Below are 25,134 nucleotides of genomic sequence, written 5' to 3' on the forward strand. Positions count from 1 at the left end.
TGTCGCTCCGTATTTGCGAGTGCAAAAGTAAAACTTTATTTTTTAATGACCAAATGTTTTTGAAGAAAATTTTAAAGTTTTTTAAGTAACCTTAAATCCTTCTCAACACCTTATCACCCTACTCCTGCGCTCCGATTTATTCGGACTGCAAAGATACAAACTCTTTTTATTCCCACAACTCTTTTTACAAAAAGTTTTGAAAGTTTTTTTTTCGTCTGTCACCCTGAAGTAAATATTGTCCCTGCTTTTTAAAAGCCTTCTGCGCTTACTGACCTACTCTCGTTTTCAGTGGGGCAAAGATAACAACTTATCATAACGCAAAACAAGTTTATTTAACTTAAAATTGACCTTTTGTTCATATTTAACCATAACATCCTGAAACAAAGTGAGAAAAATTTTAAACAAATGTTTGAGTAGTGAGGTCGAAGAGTTGGAGGATGGAAAAATACTGGGGAAAGGTGGTGTCTTTATATAGAAATGTTTCCAGCCGTGAAATTTATTAACTATAATCCATCTTAGCCCTGACAGAAATGGTTACCCCGAAGCACGCGGAGGAAGATCAGCAGCCAGCACCAAAAGAAGGGCGCCAGGAGTATGAATGGATAGCAGGATATAGCTCCTGATATATTAGTGGTATAGGATATTTTTCCTGCTGATAAAAAAACATTCCGTAAGAGTACTATTATGCGGCTCCTACGGAATGGTATATGTGAAGTTATATTTTAGTTCAGAACATAAGATGTCCCATCTCTTCCGTCTTTTAATTCGATTCCTTCTGCAAGAAGTTTATCTCTGATCTGATCTGAAAGTTCAAAGTTTTTGGATTTTCTTGCCTGGTTTCTCAATTCAATTAAAACTTTTAAGGTCTGATCAAGCTTTTCATTGTTGTTTTCCTCTACAGTCTGCAATCCCAGAACATCGAAGATAAAAGCATTTAATGTTGACTTTAGCTCTTCAAGATCTGCTGTTGAGATCGTTTCTTTACCATCATTCAAAGCAAAAATATATTTTACAGCTTCAAATAAGTGAGCGATCAGAATTGGAGAGTTGAAATCATCTGTTAATGCATCATAGCATTTTTTCTTCCATTCTATAAGGCTGAATTCTGATTGCCTATTATCATCAGGAGTAATGGAATTTAAAACCTTCACAGCTTCCATCAATCTGAGAAATCCCTTTTCACTGGCAATCATAGCATCATTGGAAATGTCTAAAACACTTCTGTAATGTGCCTGAAGAAAGCAGAAACGTACAATTGAAGGATGAAAAGATTTTTCAAAGAAATCATTTTCTCCGGTAACAAGCTGCATTGGAAGGATATAATTCCCAGTGGATTTACTCATGCGCTGAGAATTCATTGTTAACATATTGGCATGCATCCAATAATGTACCGGTGCTGCTCCATTGCAAGCTTTTCCCTGGGCAATTTCACATTCGTGGTGAGGAAATTTCAAATCCATTCCTCCTCCATGGATATCAAAAGTTTCACCCAGATATTTAGTACTCATGGCTGTACATTCGAGGTGCCATCCCGGGAAACCTTCTCCCCAAGGAGAATTCCATCTCATGATGTGAGCCGGAGAAGCTTTTTTCCAAAGGGCAAAATCCTGTGGATTCTTCTTTTCTCCCTGCCCGTCAAGATCACGGGTATTAGCAAAAAGTTCTTCTATATTACGTTTTGAGAGTTCACCGTAGTTCAGTCCCCTTTTATTATATTCTAAAACATCAAAATATACAGAACCGTTGCTTTCGTAGGCAAAACCTGTATCTATTAATTTCTGAGTAAGCTCAATCTGTTCTACAATATGTCCTGTAGCTGTAGGTTCAATATTCGGAGGTAACAGGTTGAACATATCCAGTACTTTATGAAAATCCACAGTATATTTCTGTACAATTTCCATAGGTTCAAGCTTTTCAAGCCTGGTTTGCTTTACAAATCTGTCATTATCAACATTTCCATCATCGGTAAGATGTCCGGCATCAGTAATATTTCTAACATATCTTACTTTATACCCTAAATGCATCAGGGTACGATAGATAAAGTCAAAGGAAAGGAAAGTTCTTACATTCCCCAAGTGTACATTACTGTATACTGTGGGTCCACAGACATACATTCCTACGTTTCCTTCTAGGATTGGTTTGAATATTTCTTTTTCCGCTGTAAGGGAGTTATATATTTTTAGCTGCATTTATTTTTTATTAAAAGATTCAATAGTTTTAAGATTCAAAAATTAGTTAAAATAAAAATCTGTCACAACAAATAATTGTCGTGATATAAATTTTATCTGAAACTTTTTTAAATTTTATCATCATTAAATCGCTTCTAAGTGATGCTGCAAATGATCTACATAATCCTTAATGATAAATTCCAAAGTAAATCTTTTTTGAAATTCTGTTTTGGTAGTATCACAGGTTCTTTGCATTGCTTCATCGGGAATATTTTCTACAATATGGACAATCTGGTAATTCAATACTTTCCAAAGATTAATCACTTCAGCAACCGGAATATTCTGATAGTTCTGGGCTTTTACCCAAATGTTCTGATCGTAGACGATATTCTCGTTCTCTTTATATTGAGTGACTACAAATCTACGGATATTTGTAAAAGCACTGTCACACAGGTGGCCAATAATTTCTTTTTTTGACCATTTTTCAGGTGTAGCCTTGTAATTCCATTCTTCTTCAGAAATTGTCCGGAACCGATGAACCTCTGCATCGATAATATTCTTAAGGAACTGGTAGTTCATTGGCTAGTCTAATTTTGCATGACTTCCTACATAATGCAGAAATTCCTGTCTTGTGATAGGGTTTGTTCTGAAGATTCCACTTAATTCTGCTGTAATAGTAGAACTCGCTGTATCTTTAATACCTCTGCAATTTACACATAGATGTTTTGCGTCAATAATGCAGGCTACATCTTTTGTTCCCAATGCTTCTTTCAATGCATCTACAATCTGCATGGTAAGTCTCTCCTGAACCTGCGGTCTTTTTGCATAATAATCAACAATCCTGTTAATTTTTGAAAGGCCAATTACTTCCCCGTTAGAAATATAAGCTACATGTGCTCTTCCTATAATAGGTAAGAAGTGATGTTCACAAAAAGAATATACGGTAATATCTTTTTCCACCAACATCTGGCGGTATTTATACTTATTGGAAAAAGTAGAAATTCCCGGTTTGTTTTCAGGCAGAAGTCCTCCGAAAATTTCATTCACATACATTTTTGCAACACGCTTTGGAGAGTCTTTCAAGGAGTCATCAGTCATGTCCAGACCAAGTGTTTCCATAATTTCTCCAAAAAGCTCAGTTATTTTTTCTATTTTTTCCTGTGGCGATTTATCAAAAGCATCTTTCCTTATAGGCGTATGTTCTTTTCCAGTGAAAATATCATCGTCGTTATCAGTAAAATCAACCATTTTTATTTAATTTGCAACAAAAATACGGATAATATTTGTTCATCTATTTCAATTAAGATGAAAAACATTATCTTTTTATAACCTATTCTGATTAAAAAGCCTATGATTATTGTCGAAGAAGTACAAGACAAATACCAGAGAAAGGAATTTTTAGAATTCCCTGCAAGACTCTATCAACACGACAAAAATTATATCCGTCCATTAGATCAGCATATTGAAGATATTTTTGATCCTGAAAAAAATAAATTCTTCAGAGAAGGAGAATGCAAAAGGTTCCTGTTTAAGAAAAATAATAAAACAGTAGGAAAAGTAGCTGTTTTTATCAGCAGCTGTTATCAGCAGGAACAACCTACGGGGGGAATTGGTTTCTTTGACTGTATCCATGATCAGGAAACAGCTAATTTTATTTTTGACCATTGTAAAAACTGGCTTCAGAAAAAAGGAATGGAGGCAATGGATGGTCCCATCAATTTTGGCGAACGTGATAAATTCTGGGGACTTCTGATCGAAGGCTTTATCGAACCTTTGTTTGCAATGAATTACAACTTTCCTTATTATAAAGAATTATTTGAAAGTTATGGTTTTCAGATTTATTTTGAACAGCTTTGTTTTACAAGGCCGATTTTTGCCGAAGTTTCAAGGGTTTTTACAATCGCTTATGAAAGAAATAAACGGAACCCTGCTATTTCTGCATTGCCTATGAAAAAAAACAACCTGGAAAAGTTTGCCAGAGATTTTACAGAAGTTTATAATAAGGCATGGGCCTCTCATGGTGAAGGAAAATATCTTGAAGAGAATAAGGTTTTAAAAATGTTTAAAACCATGAAGCCAATTATCAACGAACATATTTCATGGTTTGTGTATGAAAATGAAAAACCTATTGCCATGTGGATCAACCTTCCTGACCTGAACCAATGGTTTAAATATTTAAACGGAAAATTTGGAATATTTGAAAAATTTAAGCTTTTATGGCTAAAACGGTTTAAAAAGAATAACAAAATGGTAGGATTGGTGTTTGGTGTCATACCGGAATGGCAAAAGAAAGGCATTGACGGTTATATGATATGGGAAGGTACGCAGCATTTACGAAAGCATACAGACTTTACCATTACGGAGCTTCAATGGATTGGCGATTTCAACCCTAAAATGATCAAGATTGCAGAAACTCTTGATACAAAGGTTACAAGAAAATTAGCTACGTACCGCTATTTATTTGACAGAAATAAACCGTTTGAGCGACATCCTCCTGTCCTTTAAATAAAAGCCCTGCCATATCAGGCAGGGGGTTCTTCATTTTTGGTACTTTTATTAGAATAGCTCTCCGGCTACTTTTTTAATATTATCGCTCTTTCCCATGGAATAAAAATGTAAAACAGGAACTCCAAAATCGAGAAGTTCTTTACATTGGGTGATTGCCCACTCAATACCGATCTGTTTAACAGCTTCATTATTTTTGGCATTTTCCACTTCATTGATAAGTTCTTCGGGAAGATCTATCTTGAATACCTGTGGCAGGATTTTCAAATGCTTTTTTGTAGCTATTGGTTTTATTCCCGGAATGATTGGAACAGTTATTCCTATTTCTCTTGCTTTCTGAACGAATTCAATATACTTTTTATTGTCAAAGAACATTTGAGTCACAATATAATCTGCTCCGGCATCTACTTTTTGCTTCAGCCACTTCAGGTCATAATTCATTGAAGGGGCCTCCATATGCTTTTCAGGGTATCCGGCGACTCCGATGCAAAATTTGTTAAGCTCATCACATACCTGTTCTTCGTTATGAAGATATTTTCCTCTTCCCAAATCGTTAATCTGATTTACAAGATCCATAGCGCTTGCATGCCCTCCTTGTGTAGGCTCGAAATACTGATGTCCTTTCATTGCATCTCCCCGTAATGCCATCACATTATCAATACCCAGATACATACAATCTACCAAAAGATATTCTGTTTCTTCTTTGGTAAAACCTCCACACAATAGATGCGGCACTGTATCTACATTATATTTGTGCTGAATGGCAGCACAGATTCCCAGGGTTCCGGGACGCATTCTTGTAATACGACGCTCCATCAGCCCATTACCTTTATCAATATAAATATATTCTTCTCTTGAAGTGGTAACATCAATGAATGGCGGTTTGAATTCCATCAGTGGATCTATATTCGTATAGAGGTCCTCAATCCCAATTCCTTTCTGTGGCGGAACAACTTCTAAAGAAAATAAAGTTTTTCCATTTGCATTTTTAATGTGTTCTGTTATCTTCATATCAATTTTAATCTGCTAAATTTGGTGACAACCATTTTCTTGCTTCCTGAATACTGCAGCCTCTTCTTGCAGCATAATCATTAAGCTGATCCTCTGTAATTTTTCCTAAACCAAAATATTTTGCGTGCGGGCTTCCGAAATAGTATCCTGAGACTGACGCTGTCGGAAACATTGCTAAGCTTTCAGTGAGATAAACCCCTGTATTCTCTTCTACTTTCAAAAGATCCCAGATTGTTCTCTTTTCCAAATGGTCGGGACAAGCCGGATAACCCGGTGCCGGACGAATTCCTTTGTATTTTTCGGCAATAAGTTCCTCGTTACTTAGGTTTTCCTGAACAGCGTATCCCCAATATTCTGTTCTTACTTTTTTATGTAAAAACTCGGCATAAGCTTCTGCAAAACGGTCTGCCAATGCTTTTACCATAATAGCATTGTAATCATCATTGGCTTTTTCGTATTCTTCTGCCAACTCATCGGTTCCGAAACCTGTCGTAACACAGAATGCTCCTACATAATCAGTCTTTCCCGAAATTTGCGGAGCAATAAAGTCGCTTAGTGCCAGATAATCTTTTCCTTTTGATCTTTGAGCCTGTTGCCTTAGGGTTAAAAATTTGGCTTGCTCTTCATTATTTTCATCAAAAATCAGGATATCATCGGTTTCATTGGAATTAGCTTTGAAAATTCCAAAGACAGCTTTTGCTGTTAATAGTTTTTCGTCCAGAATTCTATTTAAAATAACCTGTGCATCTTTAAAGAGTTCCTTCGCCTGCACCCCTACAACCTCATCTTCCAAAATATTCGGATATTTCCCATGAAGATCCCAACTTCTGAAGAATGGAGACCAGTCTATGAAAGGCAACAGTTCTCTTAAATCCTGATTTTCGATTACAGTTATCCCCAGGTTGTTCGGTGCAAAGATATTTTCGTTTTCCCAATCAATTTTTAACCGATTTTCTCTTGCCTCTTCAATGGAAACATAATCTTTATCTACCTGTCTGTTCAGGAACTTTTCTCTGAAATCCGAATAGTCGTTTTTCAATTCAGAAACATATTCTTTATTTCTGTCTCCCAATAATGAGCTTACGACGTTTACGGCTCTAGAGGCATCATTAACGTGAACCACTGCATTTTTATATTTTAGATCAATTTTCACTGCAGTATGCGCTTTGGATGTTGTTGCTCCACCGATCAGGAGGGGAAAATCAAGATTTTGCCGTTCTAATTCGGAAGCGATGTAGACCATTTCATCCAAACTTGGCGTAATTAATCCGCTTAATCCGATTACATCTACGTTTTCTTCAATCGCTGTCTGGATTATTTTTTCGGCAGGAACCATTACCCCAAGATCAACAATTTCATAATTATTACATCCAAGAACAACACTTACAATATTTTTACCGATATCATGAACGTCTCCTTTTACCGTAGCCATCAGAATTTTTCCGTTAGCAGGCTTTGAACTGTCTTTTTCAGCTTCTATGTAAGGTTGTAGGTATGCAACTGCTTTTTTCATAACTCTTGCGGATTTTACAACCTGCGGTAAGAACATTTTTCCACTTCCGAATAAATCCCCTACCACTCCCATTCCGGTCATAAGATTAATCTCAATGACATGGAGTGGTTTTTCAGCTAATTGTCTTGCTTCTTCAACATCTTCTTCTATAAAACGGTCTATTCCTTTAACCAATGCATGAGTAATTCTTTCCTGTAAAGGAAGATTTCTCCATTCTAAATCTTCAGTCTTTTCTTTTTTTACGGATTTATGCTTCTCAGAATACTCAAGAAGCCTTTCTGTGGCATCTTCTCTTCTATCCAGAATTACATCCTCTACAAGTTCCAGCAGCTCTTTATTAATTTCATCATATACTTCAAGCATTGCCGGGTTTACAATTCCAATATTCATTCCTGCCTGAATAGCATGATAAAGGAAAACGGAGTGCATTGCTTCTCTTACAGTATCATTTCCACGGAATGAAAATGATACATTGCTTACTCCCCCGCTCACTGATACATAAGGAAGATTAGTTCTTACCCAACGTGTTGCCTCTATGAAATCAATAGCGTTTCTTCTGTGCTCATCCATTCCTGTAGCGACCGGAAAAATATTTAAATCAAAAATGATATCTTCAGCCGGAAACCCAACCTGATTCACCAGGATATCATAAGAGCGTTTTGAAATCTCAATTCTTCGTTCAAGATTGTCTGCCTGCCCTACCTCATCAAATGCCATTACAATAACTGCAGCACCGTATCTTTTAATGGTCTTGGCCTGTTTGACAAATTCTTCTTCTCCTCCTTTCAGACTGATAGAGTTTACTACACATTTCCCCTGTGCTACCTGAAGTCCTGCTTCCAGAATTTCCCATTTGGAAGAGTCTACCATGACCGGAATTCTTGCAATATCAGGCTCGGAAGCAATTAAATTCAAAAATTTAATCATAGAAGCTTTCCCATCTATCAGCCCGTCATCAAAGTTAACATCCAATATCTGTGCACCTCCTTCTACCTGGTGCCGGGCAATATCTAATGCTTCGGGGAATTTTTCTTCCTTTATTAGTCTTAAAAATTTTTTAGAACCGGCAACATTGGTTCTTTCACCAACATTGATAAAATTACTTTCCGGTGTTATGATAAGAGGCTCAAGGCCTGATAATCTTAAATACTTCATTGATTTTATTCTTCTAAAATATAGTAGGCATTATTTGCATTCTGCCTCAATAAATCTCTATGCTTACTTAATGCCGTCAACAGTGGAAATCTTTTATATGCTAAGCCATATTCTTTTGCAAATTCTTCAATTTCTTCTGTGATCTCATTGTAATACATATAGCTGTAGTTTGGAAATAAATGATGGGCCACATGGAAATTAAAGTTTCCAAGCACATTCCTTACAAACCAATTATTTTCTTTTAAGTCATTGGTGACCTCCAATTGGTGACGAAGCCAGCTGAACGGAAGACCATTCTTTTCATCTAATTTTGGAAAGGCATTATCAGGAAGGGGATGCAGAGGCAATAAAACAAACAATGCAAAAATACTTGCTGAAATTACCTGTAAAAACCATGCTCCCAATGCTAATCCTATTGATACTTTAAAGAACATCACAGGAATCACAATCTGATAAAAGAAGTAAAAAAGTTTATAACATACCATTTTCACTTTTTCTATTACCGGTATTTTTCCCTGTGTTTTTAAAATCACCCTTTCCTTATCAAAGAAATCCCTGAAATCTCTGATAAACATCCAGTTAAACAGATATAACGGATATACAAGAAAAAAAAACCTATGCTGATATTTTTGAATTCCTTTTGCTTTGATCCAGGGCACTATTAAAAGCAAACCGCTTTGCTCAATATCAGTGTCCCAGCCGTCAACATTAGGATATGCATGATGACTTGCAATATGTCGTTTTTTCCAGATGTAAGAATTAGCACCTACAAAATCAAAAATGTACAAAACCAATCCATTCAGTTTTTTACTTTTATAAATATTATTATGTGCTGCTTCATGAATCAGATTTAAATAAATTAAAACAAGGAAGATTCCCATAGAAACAAAACTCAGTATGTAAACCCAGGGTCTTTCAGCATTCAGTATAGCTACAGCATATAAACCTATATAAATCAAAGGCAGAAGAACAGCTTTGATCTGAATATAAATATCCCTGTTTTCAGGAATTGCTTCTACTCTCTGGTTCACTTTCTTTCTCAGTTCATTAAACAGTTTGGCATCATCTGAATCTTTAAAGTAACTTGGCTTTTCCATTATATTAAATTTTGTGGTTTATTTAAAGATAATATTTATAACCCAGCCCCCATTCTTGATTTTAATTAAAAAAATCTATTAAATCACACAAATTCTTTCAATTTCCTTGGCGGATAGTTTTCCACCAGATTTGCAATTGCTTTAATATGTTCCGGAGTTGTCCCACAACATCCCCCGATAATATTAATCAAGCCTTTTTCCACATATTCTTTGATCTGTCTGGCCATATCCTCAGGAGTTTCGTCATATTTTCCGAAGGCATTCGGTAAACCGGCATTCGGGTATGCGGAAACATAAAATTCCGAATTATGGGCCAATGTTTCAAGGTAAGGTGTCAATTGATCTGCTCCCAATGCGCAGTTAAATCCAACACTTAACAGATCCAGATGAGAAACAGATATCAGGAATGCTTCCGCTGTTTGTCCGCTTAATGTTCTTCCTGAAGCATCTGTAATGGTTCCTGAAACCATAATCGGAATCTTGATACCTCTTTCTTCCTGGAGTTCATCAATAGCAAATAAAGCAGCTTTAGCGTTTAATGTATCAAAAATTGTTTCTACCAGCAGTATATCTGCACCCCCATCTAACAATGCCTCACACTGTTGTTTGTAAGCTACTCTCAATTCTTCAAAAGTGATTGCTCTGTATCCCGGATCATTGACATCCGGACTTAAGCTTGCCGTTCTGTTGGTTGGACCTATGGATCCTGCTACGAATCTCGGTTTATCAGGATTCTTAGCGGTATATTCGTCACAGGCTTTTCTTGCAATTTTCGCAGACTCATAATTCAATTCATAAACCAGGTCCTCCATATGATAGTCTGCCATTGCAATTGTAGTTCCTGAAAACGTATTGGTTTCAATAATATCAGCTCCTGCTTCCAGATATTTTTTATGAACTTCTTCAATTGCCTGAGGCTGTGTCAGGGAAAGAAGATCATTATTCCCTTTTACCGGATGATTCCAATCTTTAAAACGTTCACCGCGGTAATCTTCTTCTTCAAACCTATACCGCTGAAGCATTGTTCCCATAGCTCCATCCAGGATAAGGATACGTTCTTTAAGGGCTTTGTTTAGTGATTCTATATTTGTCATCTCTTTTATAGTTTTTGAGTGATACTGACAGGATTTTGTCCTGTCTTTGCAGATCTCTTTGTAATTAATCTAAGGCTTGTTCCAGATCTGCGATGATATCATCTACATTTTCTAAACCTACTGAACAACGAACCAATCCTGCTGTAATACCTACTTCATTTCTTTCTTCGTCTGAAAGCTTGGAGTGTGTAGTAGATGCCGGATGTGTAACAATTGTTCTTGTATCACCAAGGTTTGCAGAAAGCGAACACATTTGTATCTTATCAAGGAAATTTCTCCCACCTTCTATTCCTCCTTTAATTTCAAATGCAACGATATTCCCCCCAAGCTTCATTTGTTTTTTTGCAACTTCATAACCTGGGTGAGATTTCAGAAAGGGATACTTTACCAACTCTACTTTCGGATGACTTTCCAGGAACCTGGCAACCTTTAATGCATTTTCACAATGTTTTTCTACACGTATGGCTAATGTTTCCAGGCTTTTTGATAACACCCAGGCATTGAAGGGCGATAATGCAGGACCTGTATTTCTTGCAAAAAGGTATATTTCCCTGATCAGGTCCGCTTTTCCTACTGCAATTCCACCCAGTACTCTTCCCTGTCCATCGATCAGCTTCGTTGCAGAATGTACAACAACATCTGCACCATACTTGACAGGTTGCTGAAGATAAGGTGTTGCAAAACAGTTATCTACAATAAAGATCAGATTATGTTTTTTAGCAATCTGCCCGAAAAACTCCAGGTCCAGGATCTCAATTGCGGGATTGGTAGGGGTTTCAAGGTATAAGATCTTTGTATTAGGTTTAATATATTCTTCTACATTTTCAGCATCTTCAGCTTTAAAATAAGTAGTATCAATATTCCATTTTGGAAAATATTTGGTAAATAACGTGTGGGTAGAGCCAAATACTGACTGGCAGCTTACGATATGGTCTCCTGCACTTAATAATGCTGCAAATGTTGAATAAATAGCTGCCATTCCTGTTGCAAATGCATATCCTGCTTCCGCTCCTTCCATTTTTGCTATCTTTTCTGTAAATTCAGATACATTCGGATTGGAAAAGCGGCTGTAAAGGTTTTTAGGTTTTTCTTCTGCAAAACTTGCTCTCATATCCTCGGCATCCTGGAAAATAAAACTGGACGTAAGGTATAATGGTGTGGAATGTTCATCAAACTGAGTTCTTTCAGTCTGGGTTCTTATTGCTGATGTTTCGAAATTTTCCATATAGTTTAATTAATTTAACAATGCATCAATCTAATAGTGTAACAATGAGATTCTTAATAAATCACGTTTGTAAACATTCAGTTTATACTCAGAAGATAATACTCATCACTGGTAAACCGTTACATTATTAGATTGTTACATTAAATATTATTTAGTTTCACTTACTCTTAAAATATCCCCGAATACTCCTCTTGCAGTTACCTGTGCTCCGGCACCGGCTCCCATAATAACAATAGGGTTCTCCCCATAGCTTTCGGTGTAGATTTCGAAGATTGAATCTGAGCCTTTTAGCTGCCCCAATGCTGAAGTTGCAGGAACGGAGACCAGCTTTACATCCAATTCTCCTTTGTCTTTCTGTAAATCTCCATGTAAATCTCCAACATATCTTAATACATGACCCGGTTCCTGACTTTCTTTTATTTTTTTGTATTCTTCATCCAATTCTTCAAGTCTCGAAAGGAATTCTGATTTTGAAACTGAAAGTAAACTTTCCGGAACCAGGTTTTGAATATTGATATCTTCAAATTCATTAATTAAATCCAGTTCTCTTGCCAGGATTAATAATTTCCTTGCAACATCATTTCCTGATAAGTCTTCTCTTGGATCCGGTTCTGTATACCCCTTTTCGAGAGCTTCATTGATAATGGTTGAAAATTTATCTTCTCTCAAAGAAAAATTATTGAAAACATAGCTTAATGTTCCTGAAAAAACGCCTTTGATTCTTGTAATATTTTCTCCGGAAAGATGGAGTAATTTGATGGTATCAATTAATGGGAGACCTGCACCTACATTGGTTTCGTACAGATAACGTCTGTTATTTTTGTTCAACGTATATCTTAGTTTACGGTATTCTTCGATTGGAAGAGTATTAAAAATCTTATTGGAAGACACGAGGTCAAAACCATTTTCTGCCAATGCATGATAGTTTTTAACAAAATCTTTACTGGCTGTATTATCGACAACGATAAGGTTTTCCAATTGATTCTCTTTTGAAAAGTTGATTAATTCTTCAACATTGGAAGGATTCTCTGCAGTAACCACTTCATCACTCCAGTTGTTATCAAAACCTTTTTTGTTGAAAGCTATTTTCTTTGAATTGGCAACAGCAACTACTTTAAGGTCAATTTTTTTCCTTCTTTTAATTTCTTCTGAAGATTCCAACACCTGTTCTATAAGTGTTTTCCCAACGTTCCCATGACCTATAATAGCCAGATGAACGGTCTTCGGCTTCTTGAAAATTTCAGATTCTATGATATTTCTGGTTTTTTCATCCTGTGATGAAGTTACTACAATATTTACTCTGTTTTCGCCGGATACCTGATTTAAAAGTAATGGAAAAACATTGTTTCTGGCCAGTTCGGCAAAAACTTTATTATAATCTTCTGCTACAAACCCGATAACAGAAACATTATTGATACTATATATCTGGGAAACTTTTCCCGATTTTCTTTCTTCTTCAAATTCATCAATAAGACATGATACTGCTTTTTCTGCATCATTCTCGTGTACCAATATGGAAATTCCATTTTCTATGGCTTGCTGGGAGATTACTCCGACACTGATGCGTGCTAAAGTAAGCGCTTTAAAAATTCGGCCGTCAATCCCAATTTCACCTAAGAAATCTTCCCCTTCAAATTTGACAATTGATCTGTTCTTTAAAAATTTTATTTCGTTAGCATTTTTCATTACTTCTACAAAATGTTTTTTATGATATTATTTAATTGTTGATATTCCATTAGGAAGGCGTCATGCCCATGTATAGATTGGATCTCATGATAAGAAACATTCTTATTTTTCGCTTTCAGATTGTCAAAACACATTCGGATTTCAGATGCCGGAAAAAATAAGTCTGTATCTACGGAGATCATGTGCATTCGTGCTTCTATTTTCTCCAAATCTGTTTCATCAGCATTAATATTCATCAAAAGATGGTTCATCAACCTGTAGGCTTTTAAACTAAATCTATCGTTTAATGTTTTACCATGATAAAACAGCCAGTCTTCTGATTTCAGGCATTGTTTTTCCTGATTATATTGGTTTTGAAATCTGTTATTGAGTGACTGTGGGGTTCTGTAGCACAACATGGCATGAATTCTTGCTTTTTGCACTGGCTCATCTTTATCATTCAATAAAAATTTCTGAACCAGACATTGGGCATGAAGCCAGTCATGCGTTCTGTAATCACAGGCTATAGGTATAAATATTTCTGCAAGATCCGGTTTCAGAGCCAGCATTTCCCAGGCAATTCCTCCTCCCAGAGAGCCCCCTATAATGGCATATACGTTTTTGATATGTAAGGCTTCAAGCCCTTTCAGAAAAATTGCTGCAATATCTGAAGGAGTAAAGTCTTCATATTCTTCAATTAAAAAACCGTCATAACCGTTTCCGGGTATATTGAAACACAGAACTGTAAAATTATTTGTGTCAATAATCTGATTTTCTCCTGCCAATTGCTTCCACCAGCCTTTTTCTCCGGCCACATTTGAGTTTCCTGTAAGTGCATGATTGATAAGAATGACGGGAGCCGTAAACAGATCTTTCCCAAAAAGCTGGTAGCTTAACGGGATATTATATTCCTTACCGGAATGGGTATGATACGAAAAATTTATATAGTTAAGTTCTGTTTTCAATTCTATTATTTTAATACAATTGAAAATGCCACAGGAAATGGCTGAAGAACTTCAGTAAGTTATCTGTCCAAAATTATTTGGTAGAACGTAGCACCTTCTTTGCTTGCGCAAAGGGTTGCTAAGGTTTCATAGGGTCTAATCCCTCAACCTTTCTTGATAACATTTTCAATATTTGAATGAACGAATGGTGCAAAGGTAGTTCTTTTCTTTTAATTTCAAAAAAAAATAATTTAATATTTTAAAAAGCCTATAAATAAAAGGAGATACAGCCTGTATTAAGTATTGTTCAGATGGAAAGAATTGGAACTTTTTCTCAAAAAAACTAACTTCGTATAGAAAATGATTACATTATGACCGCTGAAAAAGATAGATTACAAGATACCAAATGGAAAACCTGGGGACCATATGTAAGCAACCGGCAGTGGGGAAATGTACGTGAAGATTACAGCCCGAATGGCAATGCATGGAATTATACCAACCATAATAATGCGGAAAGCTATGCTTACCGGTGGGGAGAAGAAGGTATTGCCGGGATTTCAGATGTGAAGCAGCTTTTATGTTTTGCCTTTTCGTTCTGGAATAAGAAAGATAAAATGGTAAAAGAACGATTTTTCGGATTGAGCAATCCTCAGGGAAATCATGGTGAAGACATCAAAGAAATCTTTTATTATCTGGATAATACTCCTACTCATAGCTATATGAAGATGGTATATAAATATCCGATTAATGAATTCCCTTATGATGATATCCTTATTGAGAATGGAAAACGCAGCAAAAAGGAACCTGAATATGAGATCTTTGATACGGGGATTTTTGACAATGATGAATATTTCGATATTTTTATCGAATACTGTAAGGCTGATCACAATGATATTCTGGCCAGAGTGACTATATGTAACCGAAGCCGGCATGATGCCCCTATTGTAGTGGCACCTACGGTATGGTTCAGAAACAACTGGAAATGGGGATATAATACCTATAAGGCAGAGCTGAGTGCTTCTCATGACGGAAGTATTACTATTGGGCATGACAGCATTTCAATCAAAAAGTTCTATTCCAAAAATACAAATGCACAAAGTGTATTTTGTGAAAATGAAACCAATACTTCAAAGCTGTATGGTGCACCTAAAGCTGAGAACACCTACTTCAAGGATGGGATCAATGATTTCATTATTTATCGTGGTGAAACTGTAAATCCTGATAAAAGAGGTACTAAAGCTTCTTTCCTGATTGATGAACTTATCGGGTGCGGACAGTCCAGATCTTTTGAATTCCGGCTATGTCCTGATGAGATGGATGAACCCTTTGATGGATTTGATGAAATATTCAACACCAGAATAGCTGAAGCTGAAGAGTTTTATGATGAAATTCAAAGTGATACAACGAATGAAGATGAAAGAAATGTTCAGAGACAGGCTTTTGCAGGGCTGCTGTGGAATAAGCAATTTTATCATTATAATATTGGAAAATGGCTGAAGGGAGATCCTAATTTTGAAGCACCAAGGAATTTTAATGAATATGTAAGAAATACAGAATGGAATCACCTTCACAATAAGGATATCATTTCGATGCCTGATAAATGGGAATATCCGTGGTACGCTACATGGGATCTGGCATTTCACTGTGTTCCTTTTTCTATTATTGATGCTGAATTCGCAAAGGGTCAGCTTTTACTGCTTACTAAAGAATGGTATATGCATCCTAACGGGCAGCTGCCCGCTTATGAATGGAATATGAGCGATGTGAATCCCCCTGTTCATGCATGGTCCTGCTTCCGGGTTTTTAAAATTGATGAAAAGAATAATGGAAAGCCTGATTTATTATTTTTAGAAAAAGTCTTCCAGAAACTCCTCCTCAACTTTACCTGGTGGGTTAACAGAAAGGATAAAAACGGTAAAAATATTTTTGGTGGAGGATTCCTGGGCCTTGATAATATAGGAGCCTTTGACCGGAATATGATTTTGAAAGACGGTCAGCATTTGGAACAGGCAGATGGCACGAGCTGGATGGCCATGTATGCATTGAATATGATGCGTATTGCCATGGAACTTGCCCAATACTACCAGGTATACGAAGATATGGCCATTAAGTTTTTTGAGCATTACCTGTATATTGCAGAGGCTATGGAGAATCTGGGAGAAGGAACCAAAGGTTTATGGAATGAAGAAGATGGATTCTTCTATGATGTATTACAGCTGGGAAACGGAGACAGCGTTTCTTTAAGATTAAGAAGCATTGTTGGATTAATTCCGATGTTTGCTGTTGAAATTGTTGATCACAGATTGCTCGAAAAGATGCCTAACTTCAGGGAAAGAATGGAATGGATCCTGAAAAATAAACCGGAACTGACCAAGCTTGTTTCCCATTGGGATGAAGAAGGTCATGGCAGAAAACATCTGATGAGCATCCTTCGTAAAAACAGACTGACAAAGGTACTTACCAGAATGCTTGATGAGAAAGAGTTTTTAAGCTCTTACGGCATCCGCGCAATGTCTAAGGTGTATGAGGAAAATCCTTTTGTATTCTCTGTTCATGGAACAGAAAATGTAGTCTACTATACCCCTGCAGAAAGTGACAGCAGAATGTTTGGGGGGAACAGTAACTGGCGGGGCCCTATATGGTTTCCTATTAATTTCCTGATCGTTGAAAGTTTACAACGTTTCCATTATTATTATGGAAACAGCCTAAAAGTGGAATTTCCGACAGGAAGCGGGGATAAAAGAAATCTGGATGAAGTGGCTCAAAATATCAGCAAAAGACTCTGTTCTATTTTCTTAAAGGATGAAAACGGGCAGAGGGCATTTAATGGCGGAAATCCGAAGTTCAATTATGACGAACACTTTAAAGATTATATTACTTTTTTTGAATACTTCCATGGGGATAACGGACGCGGTGTCGGAGCTTCACACCAGACCGGCTGGACCGCCACAGTGGCAAAGCTTATAAAACCGAGACTTACATTTTAAATAATTATTAAATGAGCAGTAATAAAAAAGCCGGATAAATTTATCCGGCTTTTTTATATGTACTCAGTAAACTATACTTTCTCTCCGTTTACATATACTTCATATCCGATTTCCACATTCGGCTCTAATGTTTTTGATACGGAACAGTATTTTTCAAAAGATAGCTGAGCTGCCTTTAATGCCTTCTTGGAATCTATCTCACCTTCCAAAAGGAATTTCACTGTAATTGATTTAAAAGGTTTTGCATCATCCACAGGAATTCTTTCTCCCTCTACCTCTGCCTGAAAGTTCTTGATTTCCTGACGCTGCTTCTTTAGAATAGAAACAACATCAATTCCGCTACAGCCGGCTACTGCCATCAGTACACTTTCCATTGGTGAAACACCTTTAGCTCCCGGCTGGGAAGTATTGTCCAAAAGGATAGAATTTCCCTGGGCATTTGTACATTCAAATAAAAAATCGTCGTTTATTCTGTTAAGAGTAATTTTCATTTTTGCTTATTGCTTATTGCTTATTGCTTATTGCTTATTGCTTATTGCTTATTGCTTATTGCTTATTGCTTATTGCTTATGCAAATTTATAAAATTCCTCTCGCTTTTATCTCCAAATATTTATTGATAACATCAATATTCAGATTTTCAGGAAGTGTATATACTGTATAAATCCCATATTTACGAAGCTCCTGAATAATAAGCTTTTTCTCAAATTCAAATTTTTCAGCTATGATTTCATCATATACTTCCTGCATATTTTCCGGATTCTTATTGATCAGTGTTTGCAGTTCAGAATTTTTGAAAAATACTACCACCAATAAATGGTTTTTGGCAATTCCCCGCAAATATTTTAACTGACGGCTTAATCCATCCAATGTTTCGAAGTTAGTAAAAAGCAGGATCAGGCTTCTCTGATTAATAGAGTACTTAACATCCTGATATAAGCGGTTAAAATCACTTTCAAAAAAATCTGTTTTAATATTATAAAGGGCCTCAGAAATCTTTTTCAGCTGTCCTGATTTATGATCTGCAGCAACTTTATTTTCTGTTTTTTTTGAAAAGGTCATCATTCCTGCTCTGTCACCTTTCCTTAAAATAATATGAGACAGTGCCATAGCCGCATTGATGGAGTAATCCAACAGACTTAATCCATTGAAAGGCATTTTCATTGTCCTTCCTTTATCAATAAGTATAAAGATACGTTGTGATTTCTCATCCTGGAACTGATTAACCATTAGCCGGTTTGCTTTGGACGTCGCTTTCCAGTTAATTGTTCTGATATCATCTCCCGGAACATAATCTTTAATTTTTTCAAACTCCATCGTATGTCCCAGTTTTCTGACTTTTTTAATGCCTCCCAGTAAAAATTCACTCTGTAGGGCCATCAGCTCATATTTCCGAAGGTGGATAAAAGAAGGATAAGATGGTAACACAGCATCTTTCTGGAAACTAAATCTTTTTGAAACCAATCCCAGCGGCGAGGAAACGTAAATATTGAGACTTCCGAAATGATATTCTCCTCTTTCCTTGGGCTCTAAAGTGTATTTAAAAAAAGTGTTGTTTCCGGAGCTGATATGTTTTTCAATTAAAAAGTCTCTTTTTTGAAACTGAAATGGAATCTCATCTATAATTTTAGTGACAATCTTAAAACTGTAATTATTTTTTATATCAATTTTTACAAAATTTTCATCACCATTGGACAACTTTTCCGGCAAAATCCTTTGTGCCTGAATTGCTTCTTTCTGATTAAAGAGCAGTAAGTAATCCACCATTACTGCAAGAAAACATATTACCAGTACAATATGGGCAGCCCACATCAGAACCGGAAAGAAAAATGCGAGCACATACAGTATCCCCACTCCGATGAGCATAAAAAAGAATCGTATATTGATGTATAGGTTTTTCATTGGTCGCTTTGCGGACAGGAGCTATATTTTAAGGAAAATTTCATTATCTTATTCTTCACCTATCTCGGGATCTCTATTCCTTCTAAAATCTGTCGTATAATCTCATCTGCAGTAAGCCCTTCCATTTCTCTTTCCGGAGACACAATCACCCTGTGTCTTAAAACAGCATAGCTTGCTTCTTTAATATCTTCCGGAGTCACAAAATCCCGTCCTCTCATGGCGGCAAAAGCCTTTGATGCAGTAAGAAGGGCTAAGGAAGCTCTTGGCGAAGCGCCCAGGTATAAGAATTGATTTTCTCTGGTATTGATGATAATTTTAGCGATATATTCCATCAGTTGAGACTCTACAATAATATCTTTTACCAAATGTTGATAATTTTTTAACTGTTCAGCAGTAATCACTTTGTTTACCCCATCTGTTTTATCTTCTTTCTTACTTTCATGCTGGTTTCTGATGATTGCTATCTCCTGATCAAGGTTTGGATATCCTACATTGATTTTAAATAGAAAACGGTCAAGCTGTGCTTCAGGTAACCTGTAAGTGCCTTCATGTTCAATTGGATTTTGTGTTGCAACCACCAGAAAAGGTTCTTCCATAGTATAGCGTATGCCATCCATTGTAATCTGCCTTTCTTCCATTACTTCAAACAAAGCAGCCTGTGTTTTTGCCGGAGATCTGTTAATTTCATCAATGAGTATAAAACTGGAAAAAACAGGCCCTTTTTTAAACTCAAATTCTGAAGTTTTAACATTGAAAACTGATGTTCCTAAAATATCAGAAGGCATAAGATCCGGGGTAAACTGAATCCTGCTAAATCCTACATCAATTGTTTTGGCCAGCAGTTTTGCTGTAATCGTTTTGGCAACTCCGGGAACGCCTTCAATAAGAACGTGACCATTAGATAATAATGCAGCAAGAAGATGTTCTATCATACTTTCCTGTCCCACAATTACTTTTCCTATTTCATTTTTAACTTTATCCAGACTTGCGCGCAGTTCAATCATATCTATTCTGGATTGAAACTGTTCTTCATTTTTATTCAGATTTATAGGGCTCTGGTTTTCTGTATTTTGGTTATCAAGGTTTTCCATAATAAATTTAATTTACCAATGTATCAATATAACAAATATTTTCTTTACATTGTTTATTTAAGTATTTCATCAAGCAGCTTATTCATTCTTATCAGATCTTCTTTTAATACACTGGCATAGGGATCCTGTGCTTTTTTAATCAGTATTATTGCTTCCTCAATTATTTCTGCCGGTTTACCTGTTTTCAGATGTAGCTTCTTAGCAAATTCTGAATCCAGATTCTGAGTATCTATTAATAAATCCATCCTTACTTTATTAAGGAAATATTGTGCTTTTTTAGCCATCATATCATGAAAATCACCTTCCTGAAGATACAGGTTGCCTATACTTTTCACAAAATCCATAGAAGTGTTGCGCAACGGTTCGGCAATAGGCACCACTCTTTGTTTTCTTTTAGCATTAAAAAAGATAAATAAAATAAGTCCTCCCAGAAATATCCACCATGCATATTTTAGGGCTGGATTTGACAATATAAACCTCATAAAAAAACGGGAGGATTTACTGCCGTCAGGCACGAACCAAATTGTTTCCCTGTCAGGAAGATAAGAAAATACATTCTGTGTATACTTAATATTTCCGGGCTTGAGAAGATAATAATTGGTTAAGAAAAGAGGCTCACAATGAACATAAATATTTCCCATCCCAAATTTAATTTTAATAAAGTTAGCCTGGTCTGTATTCTTTTTTTCCACTGTTTTACCTAATATTTGAACTTTAGGCTTTATAAATGAAAATCCGCGGCCTGACGGGAACTTATCCAATTTAACAAAGTCATTCTGATATTTTTTATCCGTAAGCTTCAATACATTTTCTTCCTCAAACGATATATCAGAATCATAATATCCTATACTATCTGATATTTCTTTGGGAACATTCCTGTTTATTATTAACATGGCATCAGAGCCATTGGATACCTGATCAAGTATTTTTTTCCAGGATTCTGCATCAAGTTCATTTTCAATAACAACTATATTATGAGGCTTCTTTTTATACAGACTGTAATATTCATAAGGAGTCCTGTCTTCTTTTTTCAGAACCTTTTTAAACAGACCCTCTGCTTCATTATTAAACACAAACAGGCCAAAAGGAGACTTCTCATTAATATCAAAATTTTTACGCCAGTCAGTTGTTTCTTTTTTATTAACTTCAAGCAACGCCAGCATAATCATCACAACGATGAAAATCACAGCATATATTTTGAAAGTTTTATTCATGGTTAGTCTTTAATTATGGTTTAAATCCCTGATACTGATTTTTGAATTTCTGATAGTCTTGTTCTTCGATATCAAATTCTCCGTACCAGACATAATCGAAAATATAAGCAAGATCAGAAAAATCGTTCTTTAACTGAGAGGCTTTTAATTCTGCTGTATAATCTTTATTTGTCTTTTCGAGGTTCCAGTTAATTAATTTTTTATCACTTAATTTTTTAAGGATAAACAGGAATTGATAGCGAACTGCTGAACGATAATCTCCCTGCAGTTCAAACCGGGTAATCGTTTCCGGAAAGTTTATTTCATGAATATTTTCATGAAGCTCTTCTTCATTAAGATTTATTTTTTTATTTTTTTTGCCAAAAATAAAGTTACCGTCCTTTCCAAAGATATACTTAATAACAAAATACAGCAGGAATCCTACAAGAATTATAGCAAATAAACGGATTAAAACAGTTGTAAATTTCCCGGAATTGGTAAAAACAGTTTTCCCAAAAATACTTTGAAGGACCTGTTCAACCTTTCTCATGAGTTTCTGCCAGAACGACTCTCTAGGTTTTGATACAGAGTAATCAAACTCATTTCCTTTATAACGCGATGGAATATTTTCCCTGAAAGCTTTAGGATAAACCACATTTTCAGAAACAGGATTTCTCATCAATACGGAATCTGCACGAAGCATATTATGATAATGTCCTGTACTGAGAGAGTCACCCAAATAATCATCCAAAGGGTCATTTTCCTGAGCGTTTACCGATCCCAGAAATAAGAAAAATAATATGGAGAAAACGATTTTATTCATTTATACCAATAGTTTCTATTTCTTCAAGTTCAGCCTTCTGGTGAAGGTCTGTTCTGCTGTCATAATACATAAAGCCTGCATTTACATACATCAGATTGGAAAGGAAAAATGAAAGAAGCATTGAAATACCATAAAACACAAAGAAAATAATTCCCGCTACTCCTGTAAAAGGGTTTTGTTCAAAATTTCCATTAGGACTGGAAGTAAGTATAGACCCATAAAAAAATATCAGCGGAATATAGGTAAAAACAGAAGTTGCAATGGATATGATAATAAACATTACAAAAGCTGATGCCCAGTATTTCCAATATGGAGATTTTTCACTTCCGTTGGGATAGGAGAATTGCGAGCGTATGGAGTAACTTAAACTTTCAAAAAATCCTCTGCCTGAATTAAAATAATCATACATCAAAAATGTAATGACATTGAATATGGTAGGATAAATAAGTAATATCAGGAAAAAGCCGATAATTACAATCACAAGAATATAGGAAAAGGCTACAACAAACAGAGCTAAGGGAGCAACAATAAACATCATTCCGAGACATAACTTAGCTATTTTCCCTACATTGTTTTTAAAATCACCAAGAATTTCATCAGTCTTTATTTTTTCTGTGCCCTGAGCTATTCTTTTAAGATAAAAAACCGGATAAAGATAATTAACAATAGCCAGAATCATAAAGAGCAGAAATGTAATAATTCCTACAGCGATCAGCATTCCTGCATTATCCGAAAAATACTGTTCGAAATAATAGGTCTCACCTCCCAAATTAGAACCGAAAAGCTGGGAAAACAGTTCTTTATAGCCAAAGATAACAACAACTACCATTAAAATCAACAACAATCCGTTGATCAGAAGATAGTTCTTAAAATAATTTTTCCCATATAATTTAAAGAAATTAAAACTGTCGCTGATAAAAGTTCCAAAATCTCTTTTTTTATAAAATTGTATCATTGATTTGGTTATTAATTTTTTTGTTGATCATAGATGGATAAATACAATAGTAAAATCCAATAATTACCAGTGAGCCGATAATGATTATCAGGTTAAGGAACAGGGGCATTTTTAAAGCATGTCTTGTAATATAACCTTCTATTATTCCGGCGCAAACCGTGAAAGGTATTGTACTTAAAAATATTTTAAAAGAGTCCTTAAAACCTTTTTTAAAGGAGCTGAACCTTGAAAAAGTTCCAGGAAACAGAATAGAAGCTCCCAGAATAAGTCCGCACATAGCCTCTATTACCATTGCAAAAATCTCAAACACCCCATGAAGCCATATTCCTCTCGCACTATCCTTTAATGCTCCATAATCATAGAAAAAATATTGAAAAGATCCAAGCATGACACTGTTTGAAAGGAGAGCAAATAAGGTTCCCACTCCTCCTGCAATACCATAAATATATAATTTTGCACCTACCTGGATATTATTGAAAATAATTCCTATTGTACTTCCCCATGTTGACCCGCTTTGGTAAACTCCCACAGCATTATTGTTTTTAATATTTTCTATTGTTTCATTTACATAGTTTTCACCAAGAATAATGTTAACAAAATCTTTATCATAAATTGCAGAAATTACCCCTATAGAAGTAAATAAAATAAAAAAAGCAAACGCATACATAAGATATCTTCTGTACTGATATACCAGTAACGGAACTTCCGTCCGGAAGAAATAAACCAATCTGTTTTCTTCAACTCTTTTTGTTTTATAGATTTTCTGAAAAATCTGAGAAGATAAGTGGTTTAAATATATTGTAGTATTACTTTTTGGGTAATAGGTCTGGGCAAAAGAAAGATCATTGATCAGGTTAATATACAACGAAGACAGGTCATCAGGATTTTTTTTAATTTTCCCTTGAATAACCTGTTCAATTCCCAACCATTTTTCTTTATTTTGTTTAATGAAATAAACTTCTCTCATAATTGTAAAGGCTAAAATAATAAAAATTATGTCTCAAATTGCGATAAATACCTCACAAAATGTAAATATCAGCTTCAATACGGCAAGCGTAGGAGAAAGAATGCTTGCATTTATTATTGACCTTCTGATAAAGGTTGCTTTTGTTGTTATTGTATTTTATCTGTTTTTTAATATTTTCGATTTGGGATATCTACTTAGTGGGTTAGATCAATGGTCTATCATGGCAATTTATATTGTCCTTACCTTTCCTGCCCAAATTTACCCTTTGGTTCTGGAAAGCTTAATGGAAGGACAGACGCCCGGTAAAAAAATCATGAAAATTAAAGTTGTAAAAATAGATGGTTATCAGGCAGGCTTTGGAGATTATCTGATACGCTGGGTGTTCAGATTGGTTGATATCTCTTTTGCCGGAGTTGTAGGACTCATTTCAATGATTGTTTCCAGGAACAATCAACGGCTGGGAGATATAGCTTCGGGAACAGCTGTGATTTCTTTAAAAAACAATATCAATATTTCGCATACAATTCTGGAAAATATTCATGAAGATTATATCCCGTCTTTTCCGCAGGTGATTGCATTAAGTGATAATGATATGAGAATTATAAAAGATAATTACACCAAGGCTCTGAAGATTGATGACCGTCAGATCATTACTAAGCTTTCTGATAAGATTAAAAATATTCTAAAACTGGAAATTGACTCTACCAAAATGACCGAGAGACAGTTTATTAATATTATCATCAAAGATTATAACTATTATACCGGAAAGGATAATTAGGAATCATAGCCAGACTATTCTACAAAGGTGTCACAAAAGAAATTGGAATTATTACTATTCCTT

Annotated in this window: 20 protein-coding genes and 1 riboswitch; of the genes, 3 read left to right on the forward strand and 17 right to left on the reverse strand. The window is 35.6% G+C overall.

Annotated features, from left to right (window positions below; all coding sequences use genetic code 11):
* Positions 1-722 precede the first annotated feature (722 nt).
* The 3 genes from cysS to folE form a co-directional block, all read right to left on the reverse strand.
* Positions 723-2,189, reverse strand: coding sequence for a cysteine--tRNA ligase (gene cysS / locus DRF59_RS02080; protein WP_115956659.1), 1,467 nt, complete (start codon positions 2,187-2,189; stop codon positions 723-725).
* Positions 2,190-2,312: 123 nt separating this feature from the next.
* Positions 2,313-2,747: a DinB family protein gene (locus DRF59_RS02085; protein WP_115956660.1), complete on the reverse strand. Its 435-nt coding sequence runs from the start codon at positions 2,745-2,747 to the stop codon at positions 2,313-2,315.
* 3 nt (positions 2,748-2,750) lie between these two features.
* Positions 2,751-3,416 (reverse strand): GTP cyclohydrolase I FolE, encoded by a 666-nt coding sequence (gene folE, locus DRF59_RS02090; RefSeq protein WP_115956661.1) that lies wholly within the window; start codon positions 3,414-3,416, stop codon positions 2,751-2,753.
* Positions 3,417-3,518: 102 nt separating this feature from the next.
* On the opposite strand from folE, the gene DRF59_RS02095 reads away from it, so the two are divergent.
* On the forward strand, positions 3,519-4,673 hold the full coding sequence (locus tag DRF59_RS02095) for a hypothetical protein (RefSeq protein ID WP_115956662.1): 1,155 nt from the start codon (positions 3,519-3,521) through the stop codon (positions 4,671-4,673).
* 51 nt (positions 4,674-4,724) lie between these two features.
* Here the strand turns inward: DRF59_RS02095 and metF are convergent, their stop codons facing one another.
* From metF to DRF59_RS02130, 7 genes are all read right to left on the reverse strand, one after another.
* Positions 4,725-5,684, reverse strand: coding sequence for a methylenetetrahydrofolate reductase [NAD(P)H] (gene metF / locus DRF59_RS02100; RefSeq protein ID WP_115956663.1), 960 nt, complete (start codon positions 5,682-5,684; stop codon positions 4,725-4,727).
* A 7-nt stretch (positions 5,685-5,691) separates the two neighbouring features.
* Positions 5,692-8,352 carry a methionine synthase gene (gene metH / locus DRF59_RS02105; RefSeq protein ID WP_115956664.1) on the reverse strand — a complete coding sequence of 887 codons (2,661 nt, stop codon included), beginning with the start codon at positions 8,350-8,352 and terminating at the stop codon, positions 5,692-5,694.
* A 5-nt stretch (positions 8,353-8,357) separates the two neighbouring features.
* Positions 8,358-9,449 carry a fatty acid desaturase family protein gene (locus DRF59_RS02110; RefSeq protein ID WP_115956665.1) on the reverse strand — a complete coding sequence of 364 codons (1,092 nt, stop codon included), beginning with the start codon at positions 9,447-9,449 and terminating at the stop codon, positions 8,358-8,360.
* Between the two features lie 83 nt (positions 9,450-9,532).
* Complete coding sequence (locus DRF59_RS02115) at positions 9,533-10,543, reverse strand: homocysteine S-methyltransferase family protein (RefSeq protein ID WP_115956666.1); 1,011 nt, start codon at positions 10,541-10,543, stop codon at positions 9,533-9,535.
* Between the two features lie 64 nt (positions 10,544-10,607).
* A complete protein-coding gene (locus tag DRF59_RS02120; RefSeq protein WP_115956667.1) occupies positions 10,608-11,768 on the reverse strand; it encodes an O-succinylhomoserine sulfhydrylase in 1,161 nt (386 codons plus the stop codon).
* Between the two features lie 147 nt (positions 11,769-11,915).
* The gene (locus DRF59_RS02125; RefSeq protein ID WP_115956668.1) at positions 11,916-13,454 is read right to left on the reverse strand and encodes an ACT domain-containing protein; all 1,539 of its coding nucleotides are present in this window, start codon (positions 13,452-13,454) and stop codon (positions 11,916-11,918) included.
* A gap of 5 nt (positions 13,455-13,459) precedes the next feature.
* On the reverse strand, positions 13,460-14,398 hold the full coding sequence (locus tag DRF59_RS02130) for an alpha/beta fold hydrolase (RefSeq protein ID WP_115956669.1): 939 nt from the start codon (positions 14,396-14,398) through the stop codon (positions 13,460-13,462).
* Between the two features lie 56 nt (positions 14,399-14,454).
* Positions 14,455-14,561, reverse strand: a riboswitch (SAM riboswitch).
* A gap of 187 nt (positions 14,562-14,748) precedes the next feature.
* Here DRF59_RS02130 and DRF59_RS02135 point away from each other — a divergent pair.
* Positions 14,749-17,364: an MGH1-like glycoside hydrolase domain-containing protein gene (locus tag DRF59_RS02135; protein ID WP_115956670.1), complete on the forward strand. Its 2,616-nt coding sequence runs from the start codon at positions 14,749-14,751 to the stop codon at positions 17,362-17,364.
* Positions 17,365-17,435: 71 nt separating this feature from the next.
* Here the strand turns inward: DRF59_RS02135 and DRF59_RS02140 are convergent, their stop codons facing one another.
* From DRF59_RS02140 to DRF59_RS02170, 7 genes are all read right to left on the reverse strand, one after another.
* Complete coding sequence (locus tag DRF59_RS02140; RefSeq protein WP_115956671.1) at positions 17,436-17,855, reverse strand: OsmC family protein; 420 nt, start codon at positions 17,853-17,855, stop codon at positions 17,436-17,438.
* Positions 17,856-17,941: 86 nt separating this feature from the next.
* Complete coding sequence (locus tag DRF59_RS02145; protein ID WP_115956672.1) at positions 17,942-19,264, reverse strand: DUF58 domain-containing protein; 1,323 nt, start codon at positions 19,262-19,264, stop codon at positions 17,942-17,944.
* Between the two features lie 59 nt (positions 19,265-19,323).
* On the reverse strand, positions 19,324-20,355 hold the full coding sequence (locus DRF59_RS02150; protein WP_241505461.1) for an AAA family ATPase: 1,032 nt from the start codon (positions 20,353-20,355) through the stop codon (positions 19,324-19,326).
* Positions 20,356-20,408: 53 nt separating this feature from the next.
* Entirely contained in the window at positions 20,409-21,569 is a 1,161-nt protein-coding gene (locus DRF59_RS02155) for a hypothetical protein (protein WP_115956673.1), read from the reverse strand.
* Positions 21,570-21,582: 13 nt separating this feature from the next.
* Entirely contained in the window at positions 21,583-22,371 is a 789-nt protein-coding gene (locus DRF59_RS02160; RefSeq protein ID WP_115956674.1) for a DUF4129 domain-containing protein, read from the reverse strand.
* Positions 22,364-23,326 carry a DUF4013 domain-containing protein gene (locus DRF59_RS02165; protein ID WP_115956675.1) on the reverse strand — a complete coding sequence of 321 codons (963 nt, stop codon included), beginning with the start codon at positions 23,324-23,326 and terminating at the stop codon, positions 22,364-22,366. Before DRF59_RS02165 ends, DRF59_RS02160 begins: the two co-directional genes overlap by 8 nt.
* On the reverse strand, positions 23,310-24,293 hold the full coding sequence (locus DRF59_RS02170) for a stage II sporulation protein M (protein ID WP_115956676.1): 984 nt from the start codon (positions 24,291-24,293) through the stop codon (positions 23,310-23,312). Before DRF59_RS02170 ends, DRF59_RS02165 begins: the two co-directional genes overlap by 17 nt.
* A 28-nt stretch (positions 24,294-24,321) precedes the next feature.
* Between DRF59_RS02170 and DRF59_RS02175 the strand changes: the two genes are divergently transcribed.
* The gene (locus DRF59_RS02175) at positions 24,322-25,071 is read left to right on the forward strand and encodes an RDD family protein (RefSeq protein WP_115956677.1); all 750 of its coding nucleotides are present in this window, start codon (positions 24,322-24,324) and stop codon (positions 25,069-25,071) included.
* Positions 25,072-25,134 lie beyond the last annotated feature (63 nt).

Origin of the sequence: Chryseobacterium flavum (assembly GCF_003385595.1) — a bacterium.
Taxonomy (GTDB): domain Bacteria; phylum Bacteroidota; class Bacteroidia; order Flavobacteriales; family Weeksellaceae; genus Chryseobacterium; species Chryseobacterium flavum.